At 38.3% G+C, this 20222-nt stretch carries 17 protein-coding genes and 3 pseudogenes; 3 read left to right on the top strand and 17 right to left on the bottom strand.

Annotation, left to right across the window (positions count from 1 at the left end; all coding sequences use genetic code 11):
• Positions 1 to 197 precede the first annotated feature (197 nt).
• A complete protein-coding gene (locus HNP81_RS05925) occupies positions 198 to 953 on the bottom strand; it encodes a COG4705 family protein (RefSeq protein ID WP_376766722.1) in 756 nt (251 codons plus the stop codon).
• Between the two features lie 433 nt (positions 954 to 1386).
• Positions 1387 to 1656 carry a phosphatase PAP2 family protein gene (locus HNP81_RS23745; protein ID WP_182501919.1) on the bottom strand — a complete coding sequence of 90 codons (270 nt, stop codon included), beginning with the start codon at positions 1654 to 1656 and terminating at the stop codon, positions 1387 to 1389.
• Positions 1657 to 1732: 76 nt separating this feature from the next.
• Here HNP81_RS23745 and HNP81_RS05915 point away from each other — a divergent pair.
• Positions 1733 to 2254, top strand: a pseudogene (locus HNP81_RS05915) (IS66 family transposase); the annotation flags it as partial.
• Positions 2255 to 2614: 360 nt separating this feature from the next.
• On the opposite strand, the gene HNP81_RS05910 reads toward HNP81_RS05915, so the two are convergent.
• On the bottom strand, positions 2615 to 3505 hold the full coding sequence (locus tag HNP81_RS05910) for an SDR family oxidoreductase (RefSeq protein WP_182501918.1): 891 nt from the start codon (positions 3503 to 3505) through the stop codon (positions 2615 to 2617).
• Between the two features lie 222 nt (positions 3506 to 3727).
• Here HNP81_RS05910 and HNP81_RS05905 point away from each other — a divergent pair, with 222 nt between their 5' ends.
• Positions 3728 to 5656 (top strand): electron transport protein, encoded by a 1929-nt coding sequence (locus HNP81_RS05905; RefSeq protein WP_182502181.1) that lies wholly within the window; start codon positions 3728 to 3730, stop codon positions 5654 to 5656.
• A 645-nt stretch (positions 5657 to 6301) separates the two neighbouring features.
• Positions 6302 to 6641: pseudogene (locus HNP81_RS24560) on the top strand (monooxygenase family protein).
• A 186-nt stretch (positions 6642 to 6827) separates the two neighbouring features.
• Here the strand turns inward: HNP81_RS24560 and HNP81_RS05895 are convergent.
• The 14 genes and pseudogenes from HNP81_RS05895 to HNP81_RS05830 form a co-directional block, all read right to left on the bottom strand.
• Positions 6828 to 8336 carry a DUF1846 domain-containing protein gene (locus tag HNP81_RS05895; RefSeq protein ID WP_028392573.1) on the bottom strand — a complete coding sequence of 503 codons (1509 nt, stop codon included), beginning with the start codon at positions 8334 to 8336 and terminating at the stop codon, positions 6828 to 6830.
• Positions 8337 to 8765: 429 nt separating this feature from the next.
• On the bottom strand, positions 8766 to 8972 hold the full coding sequence (locus HNP81_RS05890) for a hypothetical protein (RefSeq protein WP_152534752.1): 207 nt from the start codon (positions 8970 to 8972) through the stop codon (positions 8766 to 8768).
• 357 nt (positions 8973 to 9329) lie between these two features.
• Entirely contained in the window at positions 9330 to 9956 is a 627-nt protein-coding gene (locus HNP81_RS05885) for a DedA family protein (protein ID WP_028392575.1), read from the bottom strand.
• 73 nt (positions 9957 to 10029) lie between these two features.
• A pseudogene (locus HNP81_RS05880) lies at positions 10030 to 10218 on the bottom strand (phosphatase PAP2 family protein); the annotation flags it as partial.
• A gap of 320 nt (positions 10219 to 10538) precedes the next feature.
• Positions 10539 to 11120, bottom strand: coding sequence for an undecaprenyl-diphosphatase (locus HNP81_RS05875; RefSeq protein ID WP_182501916.1), 582 nt, complete (start codon positions 11118 to 11120; stop codon positions 10539 to 10541).
• Positions 11121 to 11438: 318 nt separating this feature from the next.
• Entirely contained in the window at positions 11439 to 12149 is a 711-nt protein-coding gene (tatC, locus tag HNP81_RS05870; RefSeq protein WP_312859656.1) for a twin-arginine translocase subunit TatC, read from the bottom strand.
• Positions 12150 to 12679: 530 nt separating this feature from the next.
• On the bottom strand, positions 12680 to 12979 hold the full coding sequence (locus HNP81_RS05865) for an LCP family glycopolymer transferase (protein WP_182501914.1): 300 nt from the start codon (positions 12977 to 12979) through the stop codon (positions 12680 to 12682).
• 565 nt (positions 12980 to 13544) lie between these two features.
• The gene (locus HNP81_RS05860; RefSeq protein WP_182501913.1) at positions 13545 to 14873 is read right to left on the bottom strand and encodes an LLM class flavin-dependent oxidoreductase; all 1329 of its coding nucleotides are present in this window, start codon (positions 14871 to 14873) and stop codon (positions 13545 to 13547) included.
• 37 nt (positions 14874 to 14910) lie between these two features.
• Positions 14911 to 15693: an aliphatic sulfonate ABC transporter permease SsuC gene (ssuC, locus tag HNP81_RS05855; protein WP_182501912.1), complete on the bottom strand. Its 783-nt coding sequence runs from the start codon at positions 15691 to 15693 to the stop codon at positions 14911 to 14913.
• A gap of 30 nt (positions 15694 to 15723) precedes the next feature.
• The gene (locus HNP81_RS05850; protein WP_182501911.1) at positions 15724 to 16698 is read right to left on the bottom strand and encodes an aliphatic sulfonate ABC transporter substrate-binding protein; all 975 of its coding nucleotides are present in this window, start codon (positions 16696 to 16698) and stop codon (positions 15724 to 15726) included.
• Positions 16699 to 16759: 61 nt separating this feature from the next.
• Complete coding sequence (locus HNP81_RS05845) at positions 16760 to 17878, bottom strand: LLM class flavin-dependent oxidoreductase (protein WP_182501910.1); 1119 nt, start codon at positions 17876 to 17878, stop codon at positions 16760 to 16762.
• Between the two features lie 14 nt (positions 17879 to 17892).
• The gene (locus HNP81_RS05840) at positions 17893 to 18675 is read right to left on the bottom strand and encodes an ATP-binding cassette domain-containing protein (protein ID WP_182501909.1); all 783 of its coding nucleotides are present in this window, start codon (positions 18673 to 18675) and stop codon (positions 17893 to 17895) included.
• A 39-nt stretch (positions 18676 to 18714) separates the two neighbouring features.
• Entirely contained in the window at positions 18715 to 19098 is a 384-nt protein-coding gene (locus HNP81_RS05835) for a hypothetical protein (protein ID WP_182501908.1), read from the bottom strand.
• Between the two features lie 144 nt (positions 19099 to 19242).
• Positions 19243 to 20145, bottom strand: a complete 903-nt coding sequence (locus tag HNP81_RS05830) for a LysR family transcriptional regulator (protein WP_182501907.1) — start codon at positions 20143 to 20145, stop codon at positions 19243 to 19245.
• Positions 20146 to 20222: the final 77 nt, after the last annotated feature.

Genomic DNA, 20222 nt, shown 5'->3' with positions numbered 1-20222 from the left:
CTAGTGGTTTTCCGATCAGTCACCTCAGATTCCGAGACACCGTGGACAAACTTGCATGAAACCTAATATTTATGCCTTCATAGATTGAGATTTACACCTTATAGACTGCACCCATGTTGGACGCATATAAAAAAGAGTTGATCCTTGTTTGAATCAACCTCTTATAAAAAAGACCATTATAAACGTTAGCTTGTTCTTTAGTCTTCTGATCTGGAGCGCGAGTTCTCGTCGATTCTAGTTTTGGTCAAGTAGATGACCAAAATGAGGATGACTACGAGGAAGATTGCGCTAGTTCCCGTCGTACCCAGACCAAGACCACCCGCATGGCGAGATTGTGACAGGTAGTCGCCAAGAGAGGCACCAAAAGGACGGGTCAAGATGTAGGCAATCCAGAAGGCCAGCACTGCATTCATCTTAAAAAAGTAGTAGGCAATGGTCACCAACCCGATTACTGCAGCGAACATTAGCGCTGAAATCAAGTAACCTAAGTTGAGTCCCTCTGCTATAAGGTCACCGGCTGCAGTCCCCAAGGCAAAGGTGAACAGGATGGCCAACCAGTAGAAAGCTTCCCTCTTGGTCGTATAGATAGAGTGAATGGACAAGGTCTTTTCACTTGCGTACCAAGCCGCAAAAGTTGCTAGCATCGCGAGCCCGAAGATGATGGTGGTCGTCATCAGTGCGACCCCATAGTTGTCCACAAGGTTATCCGTAACTAGTGTACCGACAACGCTTATAAGCACGACTGTGAGCCAGTAGATCCATGGCACATACTTCTTCGCCCTGAACTGAAAAAATAGCGTGATAAGAAAGAGAAAAGCCATGAGATAGGTCGTTTTAGTTAATCCCCAATGCAAGTTAAAGTTTAGAAAGTCTGCAGCCGTCTCACCCACAGTGGTTGCCATAATCTTGATAATCCAGAAGAAAATCGTGACTTCTGGGACTTTGTTCAACATTTGTCGACCTCTTGAAGGGGAAGCCACGTCTACATCAGAAACAGATGGATTTTTTGCCAATGAATTCATCTCCTTTTTTTACTTAAAACGGGTAATCAATTTCAACAAACGTCCTGCTTTAGTATTCTGAAATGAAATTCATCATACAATATTTAAATGAAACTTTAATGAAAATACGATTAAAATCACTTAAGAATTCTACCTAGGTTGGGGTTGAAACAAACTTTTCACCTAGGTATCCCATCTGCCCACAACCAATAGGTCCAGATTGTCCTCTCATTCTAAGCAAACTGCGTAAATTAGATGAGTGATTCTTTTGTTTATAGCTCTCCTTTTACACTAGCTGCCTATTCGAGTGATTATCCACGCTTCTCATTAAACATAAAATAACCAACAGAAGAATATTTATTCCTAACCATACTCCGCCAAATACCTACCCTGCCGCAACATCACTTGGGAGTTGAACTTCCAAAAATAAACGGCTGGTCGCTGTGAGAAATAAAATAACTAGTCCAGCTATAGGAACAAATGTATTAATCCAAACTTTTCCTGTTGTACGTACTAAAATAAAAACAACAAACCCGTAAATCACAAGAGCCATTAATGATTGTTCACTTGGAAAAGAGTAAAATAGCTGATCCGTAAACAAATGATTAAGTGGTGAGAGTTCATGAAAAATTCCCCTTATACTTTCCTCGTACACTCCACCGCAACCTAATACAATCACATGGGATAATAACTCAAAGATTTTATCTCTAACTCTCCATAAAATCCAAAATTCAATTGAAAGAAAGCTCAAGCATGTCGATTCTATGGCACGGTATCAACAGCGACTTGAAAAAAGCAGGCCCATTCTAGATCTTTTTTCAGAACGGCTTAATGAACAAAAAGATCGTGTTCTACCCAAAAGGGCTCTAGGAAAAGCCATCACTTATTGTTTGAATCAATGGAATCATCTTGAAGCTTTTTTATTGGATGGCCATTTAGAAATCGATAATAATAGAAGTGAACGTTTCATTGAACCGTTTGTGATTGGGAGAAAAAATTGGATGTTCTCGAATACCCAGCGAGGTGCCAGAGGGAGCGCCATCATGTATAGTGTGGTTGGAACGGCAAAAGAGTACGGTTTAAGTCCTTATCATTATCTTCGCTATTTATTTGAAACGCTACCAAATATGGATGTAACGAATAAAGAAGAATTAGACAAAGTCTTACCTCGGTCAACGGATGTACCTTCCATATGCAAGGTACCGGGAAAAAGGGAAGCAAACAAAAAAATAGTCCCGAAAACACAATTTTAATCGTGTATTTGGGGCTACTTGACGTTTACTTATAAAAAAAGGGTTCTCAAAAAGTCCACTTCTAAAAAATTCAAATATGACAAACGGTAAGGCAACTGCTATTAAAGGTCCAATAAAACTATAATTTTTCAATTTAATGCCTCCCAAGTTTAAAATGAGATTATATTATCTCTACTTTACCAAATTATACTAATATTCAGGACACGTGATATGTTATATCCCCTCCTTTTTAACTAGTAGATATCCTTTCAGGGTTATATACATGGTAAATAATTAAGATTTTTAAACTATAGGTAGTAGACGAATAATTGAATCGATAGCCAACAAGGGGCTAAAATCATTAGATGGAAGTTTCACTTTTTATCCATTTATTATAATTCCACCGTTTACATGAAGAATTTGTCCTGTTACATACGAGGAGTCGTCCGACGCCAAATAAACATAAGCAGGTGCCAGTTCAAAAGGTTGTGCAGCACGTTTCATTGGAGTGTCACTTCCAAATGTTGCATAAGTTTCTGGCGGACCGCTTGATGGGATAAGAGGGGTCCATACAGGTCCTGGAGCAACGCCATTGACCCGAATTCCTTGATTAATGGCCGATAATGCTAACGAGCGGGTGAATGAAACGATTGCTCCCTTGGAAGCGGCATAATCGATAGCGTATTCATGTCCGGTGTATGCAGCGATTGAGGTCGTATTGATAATGGAGCTTCCTTTTTTTAGATAGGGAATAGCTGCTTGTGTAAGATAAAAATATGAAAATATGTTTGTTTGAAAAGTACGTTTAAGCTGCATTACTGATATGTCGCTGATACTTGCTTGTGAATGTGCTTCCCCTGCATTATTGACTAGGATTTCAAAATGGCCAAATGCATCCATTGTATTCTGAACGACATAATGACAAAACTCCTCATCCCCAATATCTCCCGCGATTGTCAAGCATTGTCTTCCCAATTGGTTAACTCTGTCTTTTGTTTCGAATGCATCCCCATGCTCATTTAAATAAACAATAACAACATCCGCCCCTTCTTTTGCAAAAGAAATGGCAACAGCCCGGCCGATACCGCTGTCTCCTCCAGTAATGATGGCGGTTTTATTCAATAGTTTGTTGCTTCCAGTATAATAAGAATTTTCGGAGATAGGTCTTGGAATCATCAAAGATTCAATACCTGGCTGCTGGGGCTGGAATTGTGGGGGATATGTAACAGGTACTGTTTCGCACTTTTTTACATACCCAAAATGATGATACATAATAAAGCCTCCTTCGGTTTTGTGTTATTTAGCATATTCTTAAAGGGATTATAGGTGTATGCCTTATAGTCTTACTGTTTTTGAACTTTTGATTCAATACTAAAGTTGAAAAGAAACAGTGATTCGATAGGGTATATTTTTTTTGAATAGGTGGAAAATAAAGGTGACTTTTAACAATTCATTTCCATAGAGGAGGACGTTGGGGTGAAAACAAAAAAATGGATGTTTTGTTTGGGTGCCATTCTAGCGTTCATTTTAGCTTTAAATAAACCGGTGTATGCTTTTATTCCATCTGAAGACCAAATTGTAAAACCTGATAAGGTGACATGGCAGAAGGACCAGGATCAACCTGCATTTGACCTCTGGGGAAGAACCTTCTCACATAAAGAGGCCCATAATTTAATGCAAACAGCCAAGGGAAGAGAGCTATTATCTCCTAAGAATGGTGCTGTAAAAATTGATCAAGCTCTATTAGATTTAGGTAGAAAGTCATTTTACGAAGAAACATTTGGAAATGAAGTCTTTTTATCCGATATTCTTGGTGCTTTTAACGGACCGCTCACAATTGAAAATTTTCAGAAAGCAATAAAAGAGTTAAACGGTAAGGGCACAACGAATTTACAGGTCGAATTAGCAGAAACAGTAACGATCGGGGGAAAAACATATAAAAAAGGAACAAAAGTGGATACCGGATTTGATGTGGTAAAAGGTTCTAATGAAGTTCTTGGTTTGCCGATTGTAAAATCAGAGGGAAAGTTAAAAGTAGGACTTAGCTGTGTAGCATGCCATGCCACTGTTGATCCTATTAATCAAAAAGTAATCGAAGGGGCTGTTAATACGGATGCTAATTTCGGACTTCTTCTTGCTTTAGGTACTAACACAGCAGCTTATTTTGCACGAACTGAAATCGCATCTTTAAAGGATTATGTGAAAAACTTAGAGAAAACTGTTGTAACGAGTGAAGGTAAAAAGGAACCCTTACCGGATTCCAAGGCGTTGGAAGCGGCTGTTGATGAAAGTGTAATCAAATGGCCAAAGGGAAACTTTGATATTACCAGTGATTTTATTAGTAATCCCACGCAGATTCCGGATTCGTTCACTTTAGGGGATCATCCTTACAGCTGGAGTGGCTTTGCAATGGCTGGACCGTTTAAAGGGTTAAGTACGTTAAATAATGCTGTTCATGCCCAAGGTTCTGATTTGACGACAATTGCCGAAGCCAGTCAAGCTCTTTTTGGAATCGACAAAGAGGTATATTTAGGAACTATTTTGCAGAATGCGGCGAATCCTAAGTATCGGTTTGATCCGGCTAAAGGGAAAAAGCCTTCAGAATTTTTTGCACAAGTCGATCCTACCCCGGATGCTCCTGGCGTAAACAACGCGATTACATTACCTTCCTATCCGAGATCTTCACTTATATCACCGAATGGGCTAATCGTCAGCTCGCCAGGAACTAATGTCGAGGAACAAAATAACGGAATGTCAGCGTTTCAAAATACCCTTGTTCCTCCGAAAACACCGATTAAGATAACAGATGAGGAAAAGCAATTAGGCAAACAGGTATTTGCAAACGGGTCCTGTATATCGTGTCATGCAGGTAGGTTTTATACCAATAATCAAATTATATCTGTGAAAAAAATTGGTACGGAACCAACACGAGCGATTGGTTTAAGAAAAGTTGGCGAGTTTTTGACAGACCCCGTTATTTATTCACCTGATACACCTGTTCCTGTACCAAAAGGCTCGCTATTGTTAAAAGTTCCGACTCAAGGATTAGACCCTGGGCAAATTAATCTTGCATTTGGAATTGGAAATACAATGGGGGGCTACAAGGTCCCTAGTCTTATTGGCCTTTATTGGTCTGCGCCATATCTCCATGACGGTGGTGTCGCAGTTGGAGCAAACACTAAAAGTGAATTAGGAATAGAAGGAACATTAAATAAAAGTATTTTACCGGATCCATATAACAGTTTACGCGCATTAGTTGACAAAAACTTAAGAAATCAAGTCATAAAAGCCAATCAATCTGCAGAAAGCCTAAGGAAATCAAATGTAACAGGGGAAGGGCATGAATATTGGGTAGATGCTTCAACAGGTTTTTCTCAACAAGAACAAGACGCTTTGATAAAGTATTTGTTAACATTGAAATAACCCTTTAAAGACAGGCAGTCATAATCAACGCCTGTCTTTAAGATGGTGTAATTATTTTATTAGATAATTAAGGTTCTTACTAAAACCACCATTTACTTATGATAAGGTTCACCGTAATGTATCTAAATGAGGTTTTTATTTAATTTAATATCGACCTAAGCCCCTATATTATTAGACAACTATCAATCTGAATATTATAGTATCAGTCATTTATCGGTCCAGAATCGGTCCAAACTTTGTAGTATCGGTCCATTTATCAGTTCATTTGTTCACTGACAAACGACTACACGCTTGTTTCTTTCTTTGTGATGCCTTGCCTTTGGAATGGAGGATTAGCGTGAAAAGATATTGGAATTTCATCGGCAGCTGAATCTATTTAACATTGTATAATTTTAGTTGATCAACACACGTGATATGGTAGATACTGCTAGTAATAGCCTAAATGAAAAATGACCTTTTCTCGTTATCGAGACAAGATCATCTATTTTTCTATCTATTGCCCTGCCATCATTGTGGCATTCGTTCTTTTTGATTCATCATCTGGTCCATGTTCCGGCTGTTGTTTTGGTCTATTAAGGATTGTTGCTAGAAGTGCCCCAGTTCCTCTTTAGCCATTTTAAGCGCAAAGGGATAAAGCCGGGCAGCATGAATTCTTACCAGTGCTTCACCTTGTTTAGGATCAGGGATCTCTATACTTTCAACAGTGATAGCTGGATTTTTGCCATATGCTTTTATTGGCGTTCGTTGGATGATTTACTCGTATATGCAAAAAATGAAAAGCATTTAACTGCTTGGAAAAAGTCCTCAAAAGGTTGGGAACAATAGTGCAGTTGGGATATATCATGAAACGTATCAAGTAAAAAAAGGTGCTTATGAATCTATTTATGGCAATATGCCTCTCTATGGATTAGGAAAAGCATTAGAATATCTTCCAATCATAGCTGAAAACAATACTGCTAGAAAAAGGCTTCATTCCCGTGCTTGACCTCCAGTATGCTAATGCTTGTCCTTAATAGGTTCCAACAGACATTCCGGCAGTTAATCCATTAATCCAAAAAGGTGTAGTCTTCTCATTTGGAGAAGACTACACCTTTTTAGTAAACTCTATAAACGAAAAAACATCTGCCTTAGGCTTCCATGTAAGAAGAAAAAGGCAGGCGTTTTCCAAAACCTAATTGTAATACAGGTTCTCAGTCGGATATACTGGATCATTGGTGATGTCGATTCCAAGCTTCTTAAAGGTCTGTTCGTTTTCCCTATTCAATATAACCGTAGAATGAGCTTGTGTGTCTTTTAAATTCGGCAGTTGCTTATAAGCCAGCTCAGAAGTAGGGTTGGTGACCGCACTGATTGCCAGTGCAATCAGCACTTCATTGGCGCTTAGTGTCGGGACTCGGCTGTTCAAATCATCGGTTTTCAACCGTTGAATCGTCTGCAAAATCATCGGTGACAACAAATCAATTTCATCGGCAATATTGGCCAATTTCTTCAACCCATTCAGAATCGCAGCTGCCGAAGCATCCATCAAAGTTGTCGTTCGACCGGTGATCATCTCGCCATTTGGCAGTTCTATCGCAATTACGGCTTGCAAATTCGTGCTGTCAATTCTCTCTTGGATTGCTTTCGCATAATTACGGGCCGGCAATACAGGTGCCCGATCCTCTTTCTTTAAGTCAGTCTCTTCCAAAATCACTTGCATATGGCGCACACTATCTTCATCGGCAAGCCCTTTTTTATAGTCGTTCTCTACGACGAAACTGCGCCGAATGATTTCCTGCCTGGCAGCTTCCTGCACGACCATATCGTCGGTGATACCCGATTTCAGACGATTAACACCCATATCGGTCGGTGAGCGGTAAACAGACTCTTTACCAGTAATCCTTTCAATAATCCGTTTGATGACAGGAAACGTCTCAATATCACGATTGTAATTGATCGCTACTTTCCCGTATGCTTCATAGTGATAATTGTCAATCATATTCACGTCTTTCAAATCGACGGTAGCCGCTTCATAAGCGATGTTTACCGGGTGCTTTAACGGCAAGTTCCAAACCGGAAAAGTCTCAAACTTGGCATAGCCGACTTTATTCCCCAGTTTATTCTCATGGTACATTTGGTTAAGGCAGGTTGCAAGCTTTCCACTGGCCGGGCCAGGTGCCGTTACTACCACGATTGGCTTTGTCGTTTTAATATAGGGATTCATCGCAAATCCTCCCTCGCCAATGACCGCGTCCACATTTGTGGGATACCCTTTGATTTCACTGTGGGTGCAGACGCTAATTCCGCTTCTCTCAAGCTTGGTCATAAATACTTTGGCTGTTGGCTGTCCTTGATAACGAGTGAGCAAGACACTGTTGACAGAAATGCCATATGCCCGGTATTCATCAATTAAGCGCAAGACATCTTGGTCATAAGTGATACCGTAATCTTCACGGACTTTGTTCCGCTCGATGTCTCCAGCGTACACACAGATGATGATTTCCGCATTTTCTTTCAGCGTATTCAATAATTTGATCTTGGCATCTTCATCAAATCCAGGCAAGACACGCTTGGCATGTTTGTCGCCTATCAATTTTCCGCCAAATTCCAAGTAAAGTTTATCATACTGCTGCACCCGTTCTAGGATGTAGGCAGATTGTTCTTGCAAATATTTCTCCGAATCAAATCCAACTTTTTTCATTTAATTTCCGCCCGCCTTCTATACTTCAAGCTTTCTCTTAAACCGATAGATAAAAACGCCTTAAGAGAGAATACTAACTAAAATACATCCTTTATCATTATAAAGCTTTTAAAAAAATAGACAAAGGAAAACTGGCCCAATCGTTTCAGTGATTGGGTCATTCTAATTGGTACATTGACCTTATCATGAATGTATTCAACCAAAATAACGGAATTTGGGCATGAGGAGTTACCCAGCTTAACCTATTTATAGTTTAGCATTCCGAAACTCAAACAGTTGATCAATTCTTTAACACTCCTGAATGGCGACCAGCCTTTACGAATTGGTTACCATCTAAAAAAAGAAACCTTTTTGTCCTTACATAGTTATGAAATTTGAAACTGTGTATTATGAAGTTTGTTATATGTTCCTCCAACTTCAATCAGCTCATTATGTGTTCCTTGTTCTATCCTCAGATGGGCCAACAAGTGCAATTGTTTCTCCTCTCTTTACGTTAAAGTTAATATTACTGAGGACTGTTCCTTTTCCTTCATAACCGAATGTTACATCTTTGTATTCAATGTCTCCATTTAAATGTTTAACATCCATAGCATTTAGATTATCTTTCTCATCAGGTGCAGTGCTTAGCAAATCCAAATAACGACGAAAACCCGCTATTCCCTTTGGATAGGTTTCAATAACTGTATTATCTTTAGCATTTGTACAAAACATGTATAAGTTAGAGTTTATTTAATATTATAAACCTCATTTACTTATGATACGGCTCAGCCCAATTAATTCTAAACGCCTTCATACGAATACTTAACAATATAATGGTTTCTGCTCACTTCTATTTATAAATCACCCTTGATAAACGAACGTTCGCAAATGATTTTTCGAGCTTTACGAACGCAAAAAACAGCTGATTTAAAGCAAAAATAACCCGTTCGTAAATTTTTACTTTAACGAACGGGGGAAAAATTCTTATCAACACTATGAGTTTTTCAGCAGGTTTCACTTACTGTGCCTGTTGATTCTATTCTTTCTATTTTTAATAAAAAGTAAAATAAATACTACAAAAAGCACAACCAAAAGGAGTAAGACCATATTAGAATACGTATCCATATACCCGACAATCGTACCCCATGAATCCCCCACTGCCGCTCCAACACATACTAAAATACTATTCCAAATTAAGGAACCGACAGTAGTAAACAGTAAAAATACCCCAAAATTCATATGAGCCATACCAGCTGGAATAGAAATTAAACTTCTAACTAACGGAACAAGCCTGCCAAGGAAAACTGCCCAAACTCCGAATTTATGAAACCATGCATTTGCTTTATTAATGTCTTTTGAGGTTAAGCGCAAAATATGTCCCCACTTATCAACGATTTTTTCCAATCGATTTACGTCAATAAGTAAACCTATACCATAAAGAACAATCGCCCCAACTACTGAACCAATCGTTGAAACGGCAATCACCCCGAAAATACTCATAGTTGATGTGGTGGTCATAAAGCCTCCAAATGTTAGAATCACCTCAGATGGAATAGGTGGGAAAATATTCTCTAAAGCAATCAAGAGAAGAATTCCTATATATCCATACGTATTCATGACTTCGGTTATCCAATTTTCCATTTTAACGCTCCTCGTTCTGTATAGATATTCTATAAAAACACCTTTCCATATTGTTTAAAATCTCGTCAACATATTATCCTTTGTTCTCAGAGAAATGTATTCTTTCAAATTGCTTCTCTTTGTATCTTTGAAAAAACCAAATAGAGGCGGCAAGCCATAAGCCGCTGGCGAAATACCCTCCGATAATATCGCTCGGATAGTGTACACCCAGATAGATCCTACTAGTACCAATCATAAGAATAAATATACTGCTAATCATTACTTGTTTCTGGAAAGTGCAATTTGTTTTAAGTGTCGTTTACTTCTGTTTCAACAGAAGCTTTTTGTTTGGGCAGTGGCAACAATACTATAACTGCCCCCGATTACAACATGAGCTACTAATGTTGAAAAGAATAAACTCTTTATTTTATTATTCATTATTTACTATAGTATGAATCTTACCCTAGAGAAATAAAATCAAGATGAAAGACTCGTAAAATGATAATTAGAATAGCATTAGAACTTTTTAATACATCTTACACAAAAGATTCCGGGTCACCTCTGACACCCTAATTTGCAGATAGCGCACTCCCAAAAGAAGTTTTAAGTTCGCGAAGATTTATTAGATCTGCTACTTCTGTCAAAAATCGAGTCATAGATAGAAATAATCCAGTTTACAATTGGATCGAACAATCTTGATAATTTTACAATCACATACGAGACAACAATGGCCACAATTAAACTGCCTACTACGTCAAACGGATAATGAAGCCCCGCCCAAATGCGGGAAAAGCCAGTTAATAGGGCTAAAATAAATAGAGGGATACCGATTTTTTTATATCGGAACCACATAGCAATTGCAATCGTAAAAGCTCCTGTTGAATGATCACTAGGAAAAGAAGAGTCCGCAGCATGAGGAATCAAGGTTTGGATGTCATGTGTAACAAATGGACGTGGCTCAAAGTAAATGTACGCAATCAGTACATTTACGATCAACGCGAGAACTCCTGTTCCACCGGCATATAATACAGCACGTTTCATGGATTTACTACCAAATATCCAAAGAATCAAAAGTGCCAACGCAAAAATGTAAATCGCTTTATTTGTTATAAAGACCATAAGATTATCCAATGCATAACTATGACCAGATAAATTATGGATGCTTTTAAATAATTCGTAATTCATACAATCATCTCTTTCTTTGATTTCCTTAAATAGGTGAAAACTGTTTTATATAAATAGGGGCGGACAGTTTATTTATGGGATTACAGTCCCACGCCCCCGTTACACCACAGAGAAAAAGTCCATATTGTTTGAACGGCCGGTGAAGAAGGTCGAGACATTATAGTGCTACGTTAGGTAAGTTATAAAAATATTGTAGGAAACATAATTGGGAAAGGTGCTCTGGCTCTTTCGGGGTGTCCTTAATATAAACAATAGCTTTCCTAATCTGATGAGGAATCTATATGAATTACACATACCGACAGTCATTTACCTTCTAGATTATATGGATTTCCCTTTCATATTGATATCTCTTTGCCTCTTTCTTCTTCTATTGAAAACAACTTTTGATAGGATAATACTAATTTCATATATGAGAATTAAAGGTACAGCTACAGAAATATGAGAAATAAACTCAGGTGGTGAGATCATAGAAGCAATAATCACCAAAATGAAATAAGCATATTTTCTTAACTTTGTTAAGCTATGTGGATTAAGAACACCAATTGATGTTAAAAACATCATGACGAGAGGTAATTCGAAAGCAATCCCAAATGGCAAAGTGGTTTTTATTAAAAAGTCAAAGTATTTTTCAGCTGTAAAAGAAGTAACCATCATATCCTTACCTAAATTTATTAGAAAATTCAAGAGGTTAGGAAACACGAAATAATAGCCGAACCCTAATCCAGCAATAAAAAGGATGAATAATCCCGGTATATACGCTAGAGTTACTCGTCTTTCTTGCGGCTGTAAACCAGGCTTTACAAACATCCATAATTGGTAAGCGACAATTGGAGTGGTCCCAGCAAAAGCGAAAACACAAGCAATATGGAAGAAAATCCACATAATATCCCCTGGTCCTAAAATAAGTAACGGATCATCAAAACTCCCCATAAAAAATAAATATATTTTTTTCACAAAAAAAAGCCCTATTATCAAAAACACTAAGAATGATAAAGCAGAAATAATGATCCTTCTTCGCAACTCCTCCAAATGTTCAATTACATTAAGGGTTTTATCTTCCAAAATAAATTGCCACGCCTTTCTGAAGCCACCATATAAAGTATCTTATAAGCGGTCAAATAGTTTATTGAACTGCTTTATCACCTACATAAATAGGATTTTTGTTAATGATTAATTATCCTTTATGAGATGCGTGAAAAATAACATGTGCGAATTTCTCTCAACTTCCAAAACCAAGAGTTTTCCATCCTAAAAGTCCTAACTTATCTATGGAATCAAGTGTTCAAGTCGGAATTTAGTCTTTATGAACTCCTTGGTTAGTAACCAGTAACACCCCTTGTTACTATTAATTTCCCCCCCTTAGGTCCCATTTACCATCAATTTTCTTGATCTCCACAACACCGTAAAAATATGTATATAAAAAAGAAACTTAAATGGAATTCTCTTTTTGCCTCTTCAACAATTTTTATTGAGTAACCCATATTATTCCTTGAAATACAAAAATCTGACCCATGATTCCTCAGCGAGCTAACGCTATGAAATTAGACAAACTTACTACTCTATTCTTTTTTTTCTTGACTAGTGGGCCTTTCATTGTCCTGTGACAAAAACGCTTTTAAAGCTTGTCTGTTTTTCTCATAATCAATTTTTAGAACGGATCCTACGTTAACCCGTTCATTAACATAAGAATCTTTAATAGGTATTCTTAAGCTTTCCATTTGTTTAGAATTCCCTGCAATCAAACCTTTCCCCATTGCAAGAATGGTTCCTATATCTACATTTGTATCAATGTACGGATCCGCAACTCCAAGTATCTTTGGCAGGTTCACAACATAATTTCCAACTATTTGTCTATCCATTTTATATCTCCTCCCTAAATTGCTTCAAATTAGGGAATGTGACCATGTTCAATGAGGAGTAGAGATTTGCCTATTTGTAACTGTATGTTTGGTTGTTATTTTATTTGAAGTATTATCATAACCTCTCATTGCAACAAGAGATTATGAGAGGTTTATGATACGAAGCGTGAATAAGGAAAGCCCTTAAAAGTAGCTGTGATAGCATGTGCCAATAAACTATTACATTGGATTTCTGCACTTTTCAAAAGCAAATCATATTTCCAGGTTCTAGCCTAGTCTATCAAACACTTTTTTATTTAGCATATTCTACCTAATGGATAGGAAATCCTCCCAAGCTCCCCTGCAGTTTTAGTGCAATAAGAATAAGAAAACCCTGTATTATCAATACAGGATTTGATCAAACTCTTTTCAAAGTTATCAATCATTATTATTAACAACCAGACTTTGTTATAAATTATCAAACTTTATTTTACATCCACACTTCATTGAATTGTATTCACCATCCTGTACAAAGAGAATCCGAGCTTCTATAACGTTAATAGCCAGCAGCATATGAAAGCCATAACTATACTCTGATCTGCCATTTATCATATCGGGCCTTAGGTTCAGGCAAACCGAGATTTTCTCGTAATGTTTTACCTTCATACTCCGTTCTAAATAAACCTCTTTGCTGTAATACTGGGATAACTAATTCTACAAAATCAGCAAGGCTGTTCGGGAAGCTTGGCAGCATAAGATTAAAACCATCGGCTCCTTTATTCGCAACCCATTCCTCTAGCTGATCAGCAATTCCTTCCGGGTCTCCATAGATGATTCGATGTCCTCTAGACCCAGCAACATGCTTGTAAAGTTCCCTAATTGTAAGTTTCTCTCTTCTCGCGAGATTGATTAGCAGTTCTCGCCGGCTCCGATTTCCATTCGTTTCGGGGATATTTTCTGGTAATGGCTGGTCTAATGGATAGCCAGAAAGATCAAATCCGCCCAAGTATTCAGATAGAAGATCTAGCCCAACTTCAGGGACGATTAATTCCTGAAGCTTCTGATATTTTTCTCTAGCTTCCTGTTCTGTGTGACCGACAAAAGGGGACAGACCCGGCATAATTTTTACATCATCTGGTGATCTACCGTACTCGATTACTTTTTCTTTTACCTTTTTATAAAACGCTTGTGCCTCTTCTAACGTTTGTTGAGCTGTAAAAATAACATCTGCTGTTTGTGCCGCTAAGTTGATTCCTTCTTCAGATGACCCTGCCTGGATAATAACCGGTCGTCCTTGAGGTGTTCGGGAAGCATTTAGCGGCCCCTTTACAGAAAAATAGTTCCCTTGATGATGGAGGGCATGTAATTTATCTGGATCAAAGTAGACACCTGATGCCTTATCCCTGACAAGCGCATCTTCTTCCCAACTATCCCAGAGTCCTTTAACAACCTCGACAAATTCTTTGGCACGATCATAACGAAGCCCGTGACTTAAATGGCTTTGTTGATTAAAATTGCTTGCTTCTGTTTGATAATAAGAGGTTACAACATTCCATGCAGACCGTCCGTGGCTTAAATGATCGAGTGAAGCAAATTTCCGTGCTATATGAAACGGTTCATTATAGGTCGTCGTGGCAGTTGCGGCCAAGCCAATATGTGTGGTAACTACAGAAAGCGCCGCTAACAAAGTAAACGGTTCGAATCTTACAAGTTCAGCCGGATGGGATAAGCCGTTAAAGGATAGCCCATCACTTAAGAAAAGCATATCCAACTTTCCACTTTCTGCAATCTTAGCAATCTCTTGATAATGTAGGAAATCTTCACTGGCATCCGCTTGAACATCGGGATGCCTCCATGATGCAATATGATGGCCGGGTCCCATAAGAAATACACCTAATTTTATGTTCTGCCCCATTACCAACTCTCCTTTACTTGTGACACTTCCATATTTTTTATTTTTTCCAATAAACTGGATTCCATTTTAGTAAATATCTTTCAAGTAGTTTAGCCAATGAATCGGCAAGTTTACCAAGCAATGCGTACAAAACAATTGCTAATACCACAATATCTAATTGCATAAATTCCCGAGCATTCATGGCCATATAACCAATCCCAGAACTTGCAGCAACCGTTTCAGCTACAATTAAGGTTAACCACATAACTCCTAAGGCGTAGCGCAAACCTACCAAAATAGAAGGTAATGCTCCTTTGATAATAATCTTTGAAAATAACTTCCACTTTGAAAGACTATACACTTTCCCCATCTCGATTAACCCTCTATCAACAGAGCGAATCCCATGATAAGTATTAATATAAATCGGGAAAAACACACCGATTATCACTAGGAAAATCTTAGCCTCTTCGCCAACTCCAAACCATAGAATAACTATCGGTATTAAAGCTAAGTGTGGAATGTTTCTGAGCATCTGAATCGTCGCATCTAAATACCGTTCTGCAACTGGAAAAATACCATTCAAAAGCCCCAAAAACAAGCCAATTCCACCACCGATCATGAAGCCAATAAATGCACGTGTAAAACTTACGCCAATATTTCCCGCCAACTCTCCATTTGCTGAGAGTTGAATTCCAGCTGCTATTACCTCAATGGGCGTCGGCAATACTTTTGAAGAAATCCAGCCGGCACTGGATAACCATTGCCATAGTACTAATAATAAAAATGGCAGGAGCCAAGGAGTCGCTTTATCGTATGATTTTGCCCAATTTTTCTTTTTCATTTCCTACTCCTTCCCCACGTAAGTCTTCCTTCATTTCTTCTTTTCTGGATCCCATACATGTTCTGCGATTTTAACTTCTTGATCGATTAGTTTAAGTTTCAATAAATCATCGGCTTCGGCCTGTAAATCGTTAACTGCTTGTTGATCCATAAAATGGACATCAGATTTTTTTCTACCTAACACCTTTTCCCATGTTGCATGTGGAATATTCGTTTCTTTTTCTAATAATGTAGCTGCTTCGGTTGGGTTTTCATTTATTCCATTTCCTGTATCCGCAATATGTTGGACGATTTTCTCGACGATTTCTGGATTTTTTTCAGCAAGCTTGGAACTGCTAAAATAAAACGATCTCAAAGGAACGATCCCTTGGGCATCTTGTAAAATAATATTGCCTTTACTTTCAGAGACCGTCATATAAGGATCCCATACGACCCAAGCATCAACTTGACCTTGTTCAAATGCAATACTTGCATCAGGCGGATTAAGATACATCGGCTCAATATCATTCAGAGTTAATCCAACAGATGCTAGAGCTTGATTTAACAAATACTGGGCAATTGAAGCTTTATTAAAAGCAATCTTTTTCCCTTTCAGATCCTTTAACGATTTAATCGAAGAGTCCTTACTAACCAAAATCCCCTCCGTCTTAGGAGAAGAAGGTTCACTGGCAATATATTTGAAATCACTGCCTTTAGAAAGGGCAAAGATCGAAGGAATATCGCCCGCTCCTGCAATGTCAATACTGCCAGCATTCAATGCTTCTAGTATCGAAGATCCTGTGTTAAATTCGGACCATGTTACTTTATAACCAGACTCCTCTAAATCCTTTTCCAATTGTTTTTTTTGTTTCAGCATTAAAGTCGTGCCATTCTTTTGGTAGCCGATTCGAAGTTCCTTACTCGTTGCATTTGATCCAGTAACTTTTCCGCATGCCGTTAATAACAGCACGGCAATCATCAGGCTGATGAACAAATAAGATCTTTTTCCTAGTTTTATATGTTTCATTTAGATTCTCCAATCATACGTTAGATTCTAATAATCTTTCACTTTTCTCTATCAAACAGTTTTATATCGGCTGTTTTTGAGCTAGTCTTGCCCGCACTCTCGGTATAACCAATTCTCCCACTTGTTCAATCGTTTCTAGATGAGGAAAGCCTCTTAAAAGTACTTTATCAAAGCCAAGATCAACAAACTCGACGATTCGATCCGCTACTTGATCAGGAGTCCCAACTAGTGCAATTGAATTGCCAGAAAGAACTTGGGTTAACCCCGCCCACAAATTCGGACCAATTTTGAATTGATTATCTTTCCCGCTTTTCATCAATTGATGAAGCCGTTTAACGCCTTCAGAATCTCCGTTCGCACTTTGTTCATTTTTATGTTCCAAAACTTTAGGAGCTATTTTGCTAATCAGTTTGTTTGCGTTCTCCCACGCCTCTTCTTCTGTGTTCCCGAGAACAACTTGAAAGGATACACTGTAACTTAATTCTCGTTGTTTCCTTGCTGTTAATTCCTTTATTTCATCGATCCGTTTCTTCGTATTTTCATACGTTTCTCCCCACATCATATAGACGTCGGATTCTTCAGCTGCAACTTGTTTGCCGATTTCTGAAGCTCCTCCAAAATAAATTTGCGGTGTTTGTGCCGGTTTTGGAAATAGCGAGGCATTCTCCAACTGATAAAATTCACCTTCGTAATCAAAATAATCTTCGGTAAATAATTTTTTCAAGACTTGGATGAATTCTCTTGTACGCCTATATCTCGTATCATGATCTAAGAAATCACCATCACTAGCTAAATCTTTAGGGGAACCCCCTGTTACGATATTGATCAAAGCTCTGCCGCCTGACCAATAATCAACGGTCGCAAACTGTTTCGCAAATGTGGCAGGTGCTGTAAAACCTGGGCGAACAGCAAATAAAAATTTTAAACGTTCTGTATGTGCAATAAGGTTGGAGGCAACGACCAAAGAATCAAGGCAATTTCCCCCAGTGGGTAGCAGTAATGATGTAAAGCCGCCTTTTTCAGCTGCCTGAGCTATTGCCTTTATATATTCCAATGTAGGGAGCCGTTCCGCACTTTCATCCGTTCCTGTCCAACTATCCATTCTTTGCGAATTAACATTTGAATTGCCAACATACTGTCCGTCTCCTGAAGTCGGAGCCATTGTAATAAATTCAACCATAAAAAATCCCTCCTTTATTCATTGGCGACTCTTTTTAATTGTCCGGAATCTTTTTTACCCACCTTCTTACCTAAAACTTCTGCCAGAACTTTTTCTTCCAATTCAGCAAAGACAGCACTGGAACGATTACGAGGACGAGGCAGCGGAACTTGAATGTCCATATGCACCTTTCCTTTTTCAATAAGTACGACACGATCCGCTAACATAATGGCTTCACTAACATCATGTGTAACTAAAAGTGCCGTGAATTTTTTCTGTTGCCATAGGTCTGTAATGAGTTCTTGCATGTCAATTCTTGTTAACGCATCTAAAGCACCCAATGGTTCATCTAGCAATAACAATCTTGGCTGTGCAGCCAAAGCCCTCGCTAAAGCAATCCGTTGTTTTTGTCCGCCAGATAAGATGGAAGGCCAATCATTTGCACGTTCCTCCAACCCCACTTGTTGCAATGCTTTCTTCGCTTGTTCTTTCCAATTCTTTTTCAACCCAATTCCTATCCCAACATTCGTTAAAACCGTTTCCCAGGGTAATAAGCGTGCATCTTGGAACATGATTCTGGCTGTTTGGTTCAATCCATTAATTCGGTGATAATCTTGTTTGATTTCTCCTGCACTCACTACTTCTAACCCAGCAACATGCCTAAGCAATGTACTTTTGCCACAACCGCTCTTTCCAACGATTGCAACAAATTCACCAGGCTGGATTTCTAAATGAATGTCTCGTAAAACCTCTATATCGCCAAATGATTTTTCTAAATGTTGGATACTTATGTGAACCCCATTTTTCTCTACACTCATGTTATTCACCCCGTAACGATTTCATTTTTTAACTCTTGACTATATTTCGTTTTTTACTGGTACATAACTCGGAGCTATTTCATCTGCTGAAAGGGCATCCTGCACCTTTACTAGTTGATGGACTAATAACTTTTGAAACGTTTCAAATTTAACGTTTGCTGTTAAATGATAGAATTTCACCTTATCCGCTTGAGCTTTCTTATAGGATAATTCACAAAACGTTTGAGGCGGTGCGACAAATGCGGTTACTCCTTTTTCCTCAGCAAATTGTAAAACCGCTCCCCTCCGTCCTTCTTTTACATCAATGGCGGGATTTCTGAAATCCTCGTATTGTGCAGTTTCTGTATCATAAATTCGTATCACCGTTCCATCTATAAATGGGACAATCGTTTCCTCCAAATCAATTACAGCAGCGACTAACATAAAAGTTCCCCTCTCCGAATCTTATTCTTAATCCTCAGTTAACTTATATGATTAATATATTTTTAACTATAACGCAGTTCATAATTTTTGTATAATTGAAAAAATTGAAGAGAAAATTCAAAAATAATGAATAAGCAAGTTTAGCTACTCGGTTAGACTGTTTACAGGCTTTTTTAATCCTTGGTGGAGTAATTCTAATAAATACTCCATAGCTTTTCCTTGATAAGATCGCTCCTCATTTCTCATGATCCCGACTGTTAATCCCTTATCAAAATCCATAATTGGCTTAATGACGGTCCCTTCTAATAAAGGTGTTATCGCAATAACTGGGACAACTGCTATCCCAAAATCCGTTTGAACGAAGTGTTTTAATGCCAACATATTACTCACTTCTATTCCGTAGTTCGGATTAATACCAGCTTCTATCAGTTGCTTTTCTAAATTCTTCCGAAAAGGACAGAATGATGAGGTCGCCAATAACTGTTCATTTTCTAAATCCTTCAAACAAATCGTTTCCTTTTCGCTTAGATAATGAGAATCCGGTGTCAGAAGAGCTACTTCTTCTGTAAAAAGCGGCTCAAATATTGTACCTAATGCCTGCTCCGGTGCTGTGCATATCGCTAAATCCACTTCGTCCTTTTTTACCATTTCGCTTAAAATCTTTACACTATGTATTTGAATACTTAATTGAATTTTTGGGAATTTTTTCTTAAACGGAGGTAAGATTTGCGGAAATCGAAAACTAGCTGTGGGTTCCATCACACCGATTCTGATTATGCCTGACTCCCCATTAACTAGGTCTTCCATTGCGCTCTGGAGATTTTCAAATCCTTTTAATAAGAGATCTCCTTTCTCATTTAATAACTTGCCTGCTTCGGTGAGCTGCAGATTTTTCCCTCTTTCAAGCAGAGTAACTCCTAAAGCTGATTCGAGGTTTTTGATCTGAGTTGTAACAGTGGATTGAGCATATTTTAATTCCTCTGCTGCTCGTTGGAAGCTTCCGTATTTCACAATCGTTTGAAACGTTTTAATCGTCCTTAAATCCATTGCTACTTTCCCTCCTCACGGCTTTAAAAAAATAGCAGATTGCCCTGTATTAACAAAACAATCCACTATCTCTTTTC

The sequence above is a fragment of the Peribacillus huizhouensis genome (assembly GCF_014138605.1).
GTDB classification, from domain to species: domain Bacteria; phylum Bacillota; class Bacilli; order Bacillales; family DSM-1321; genus Peribacillus; species Peribacillus huizhouensis.
The sequence above is the reverse complement of the archived record's forward strand: the minus strand, read 5'-3'. Positions and strand labels throughout refer to the sequence as shown.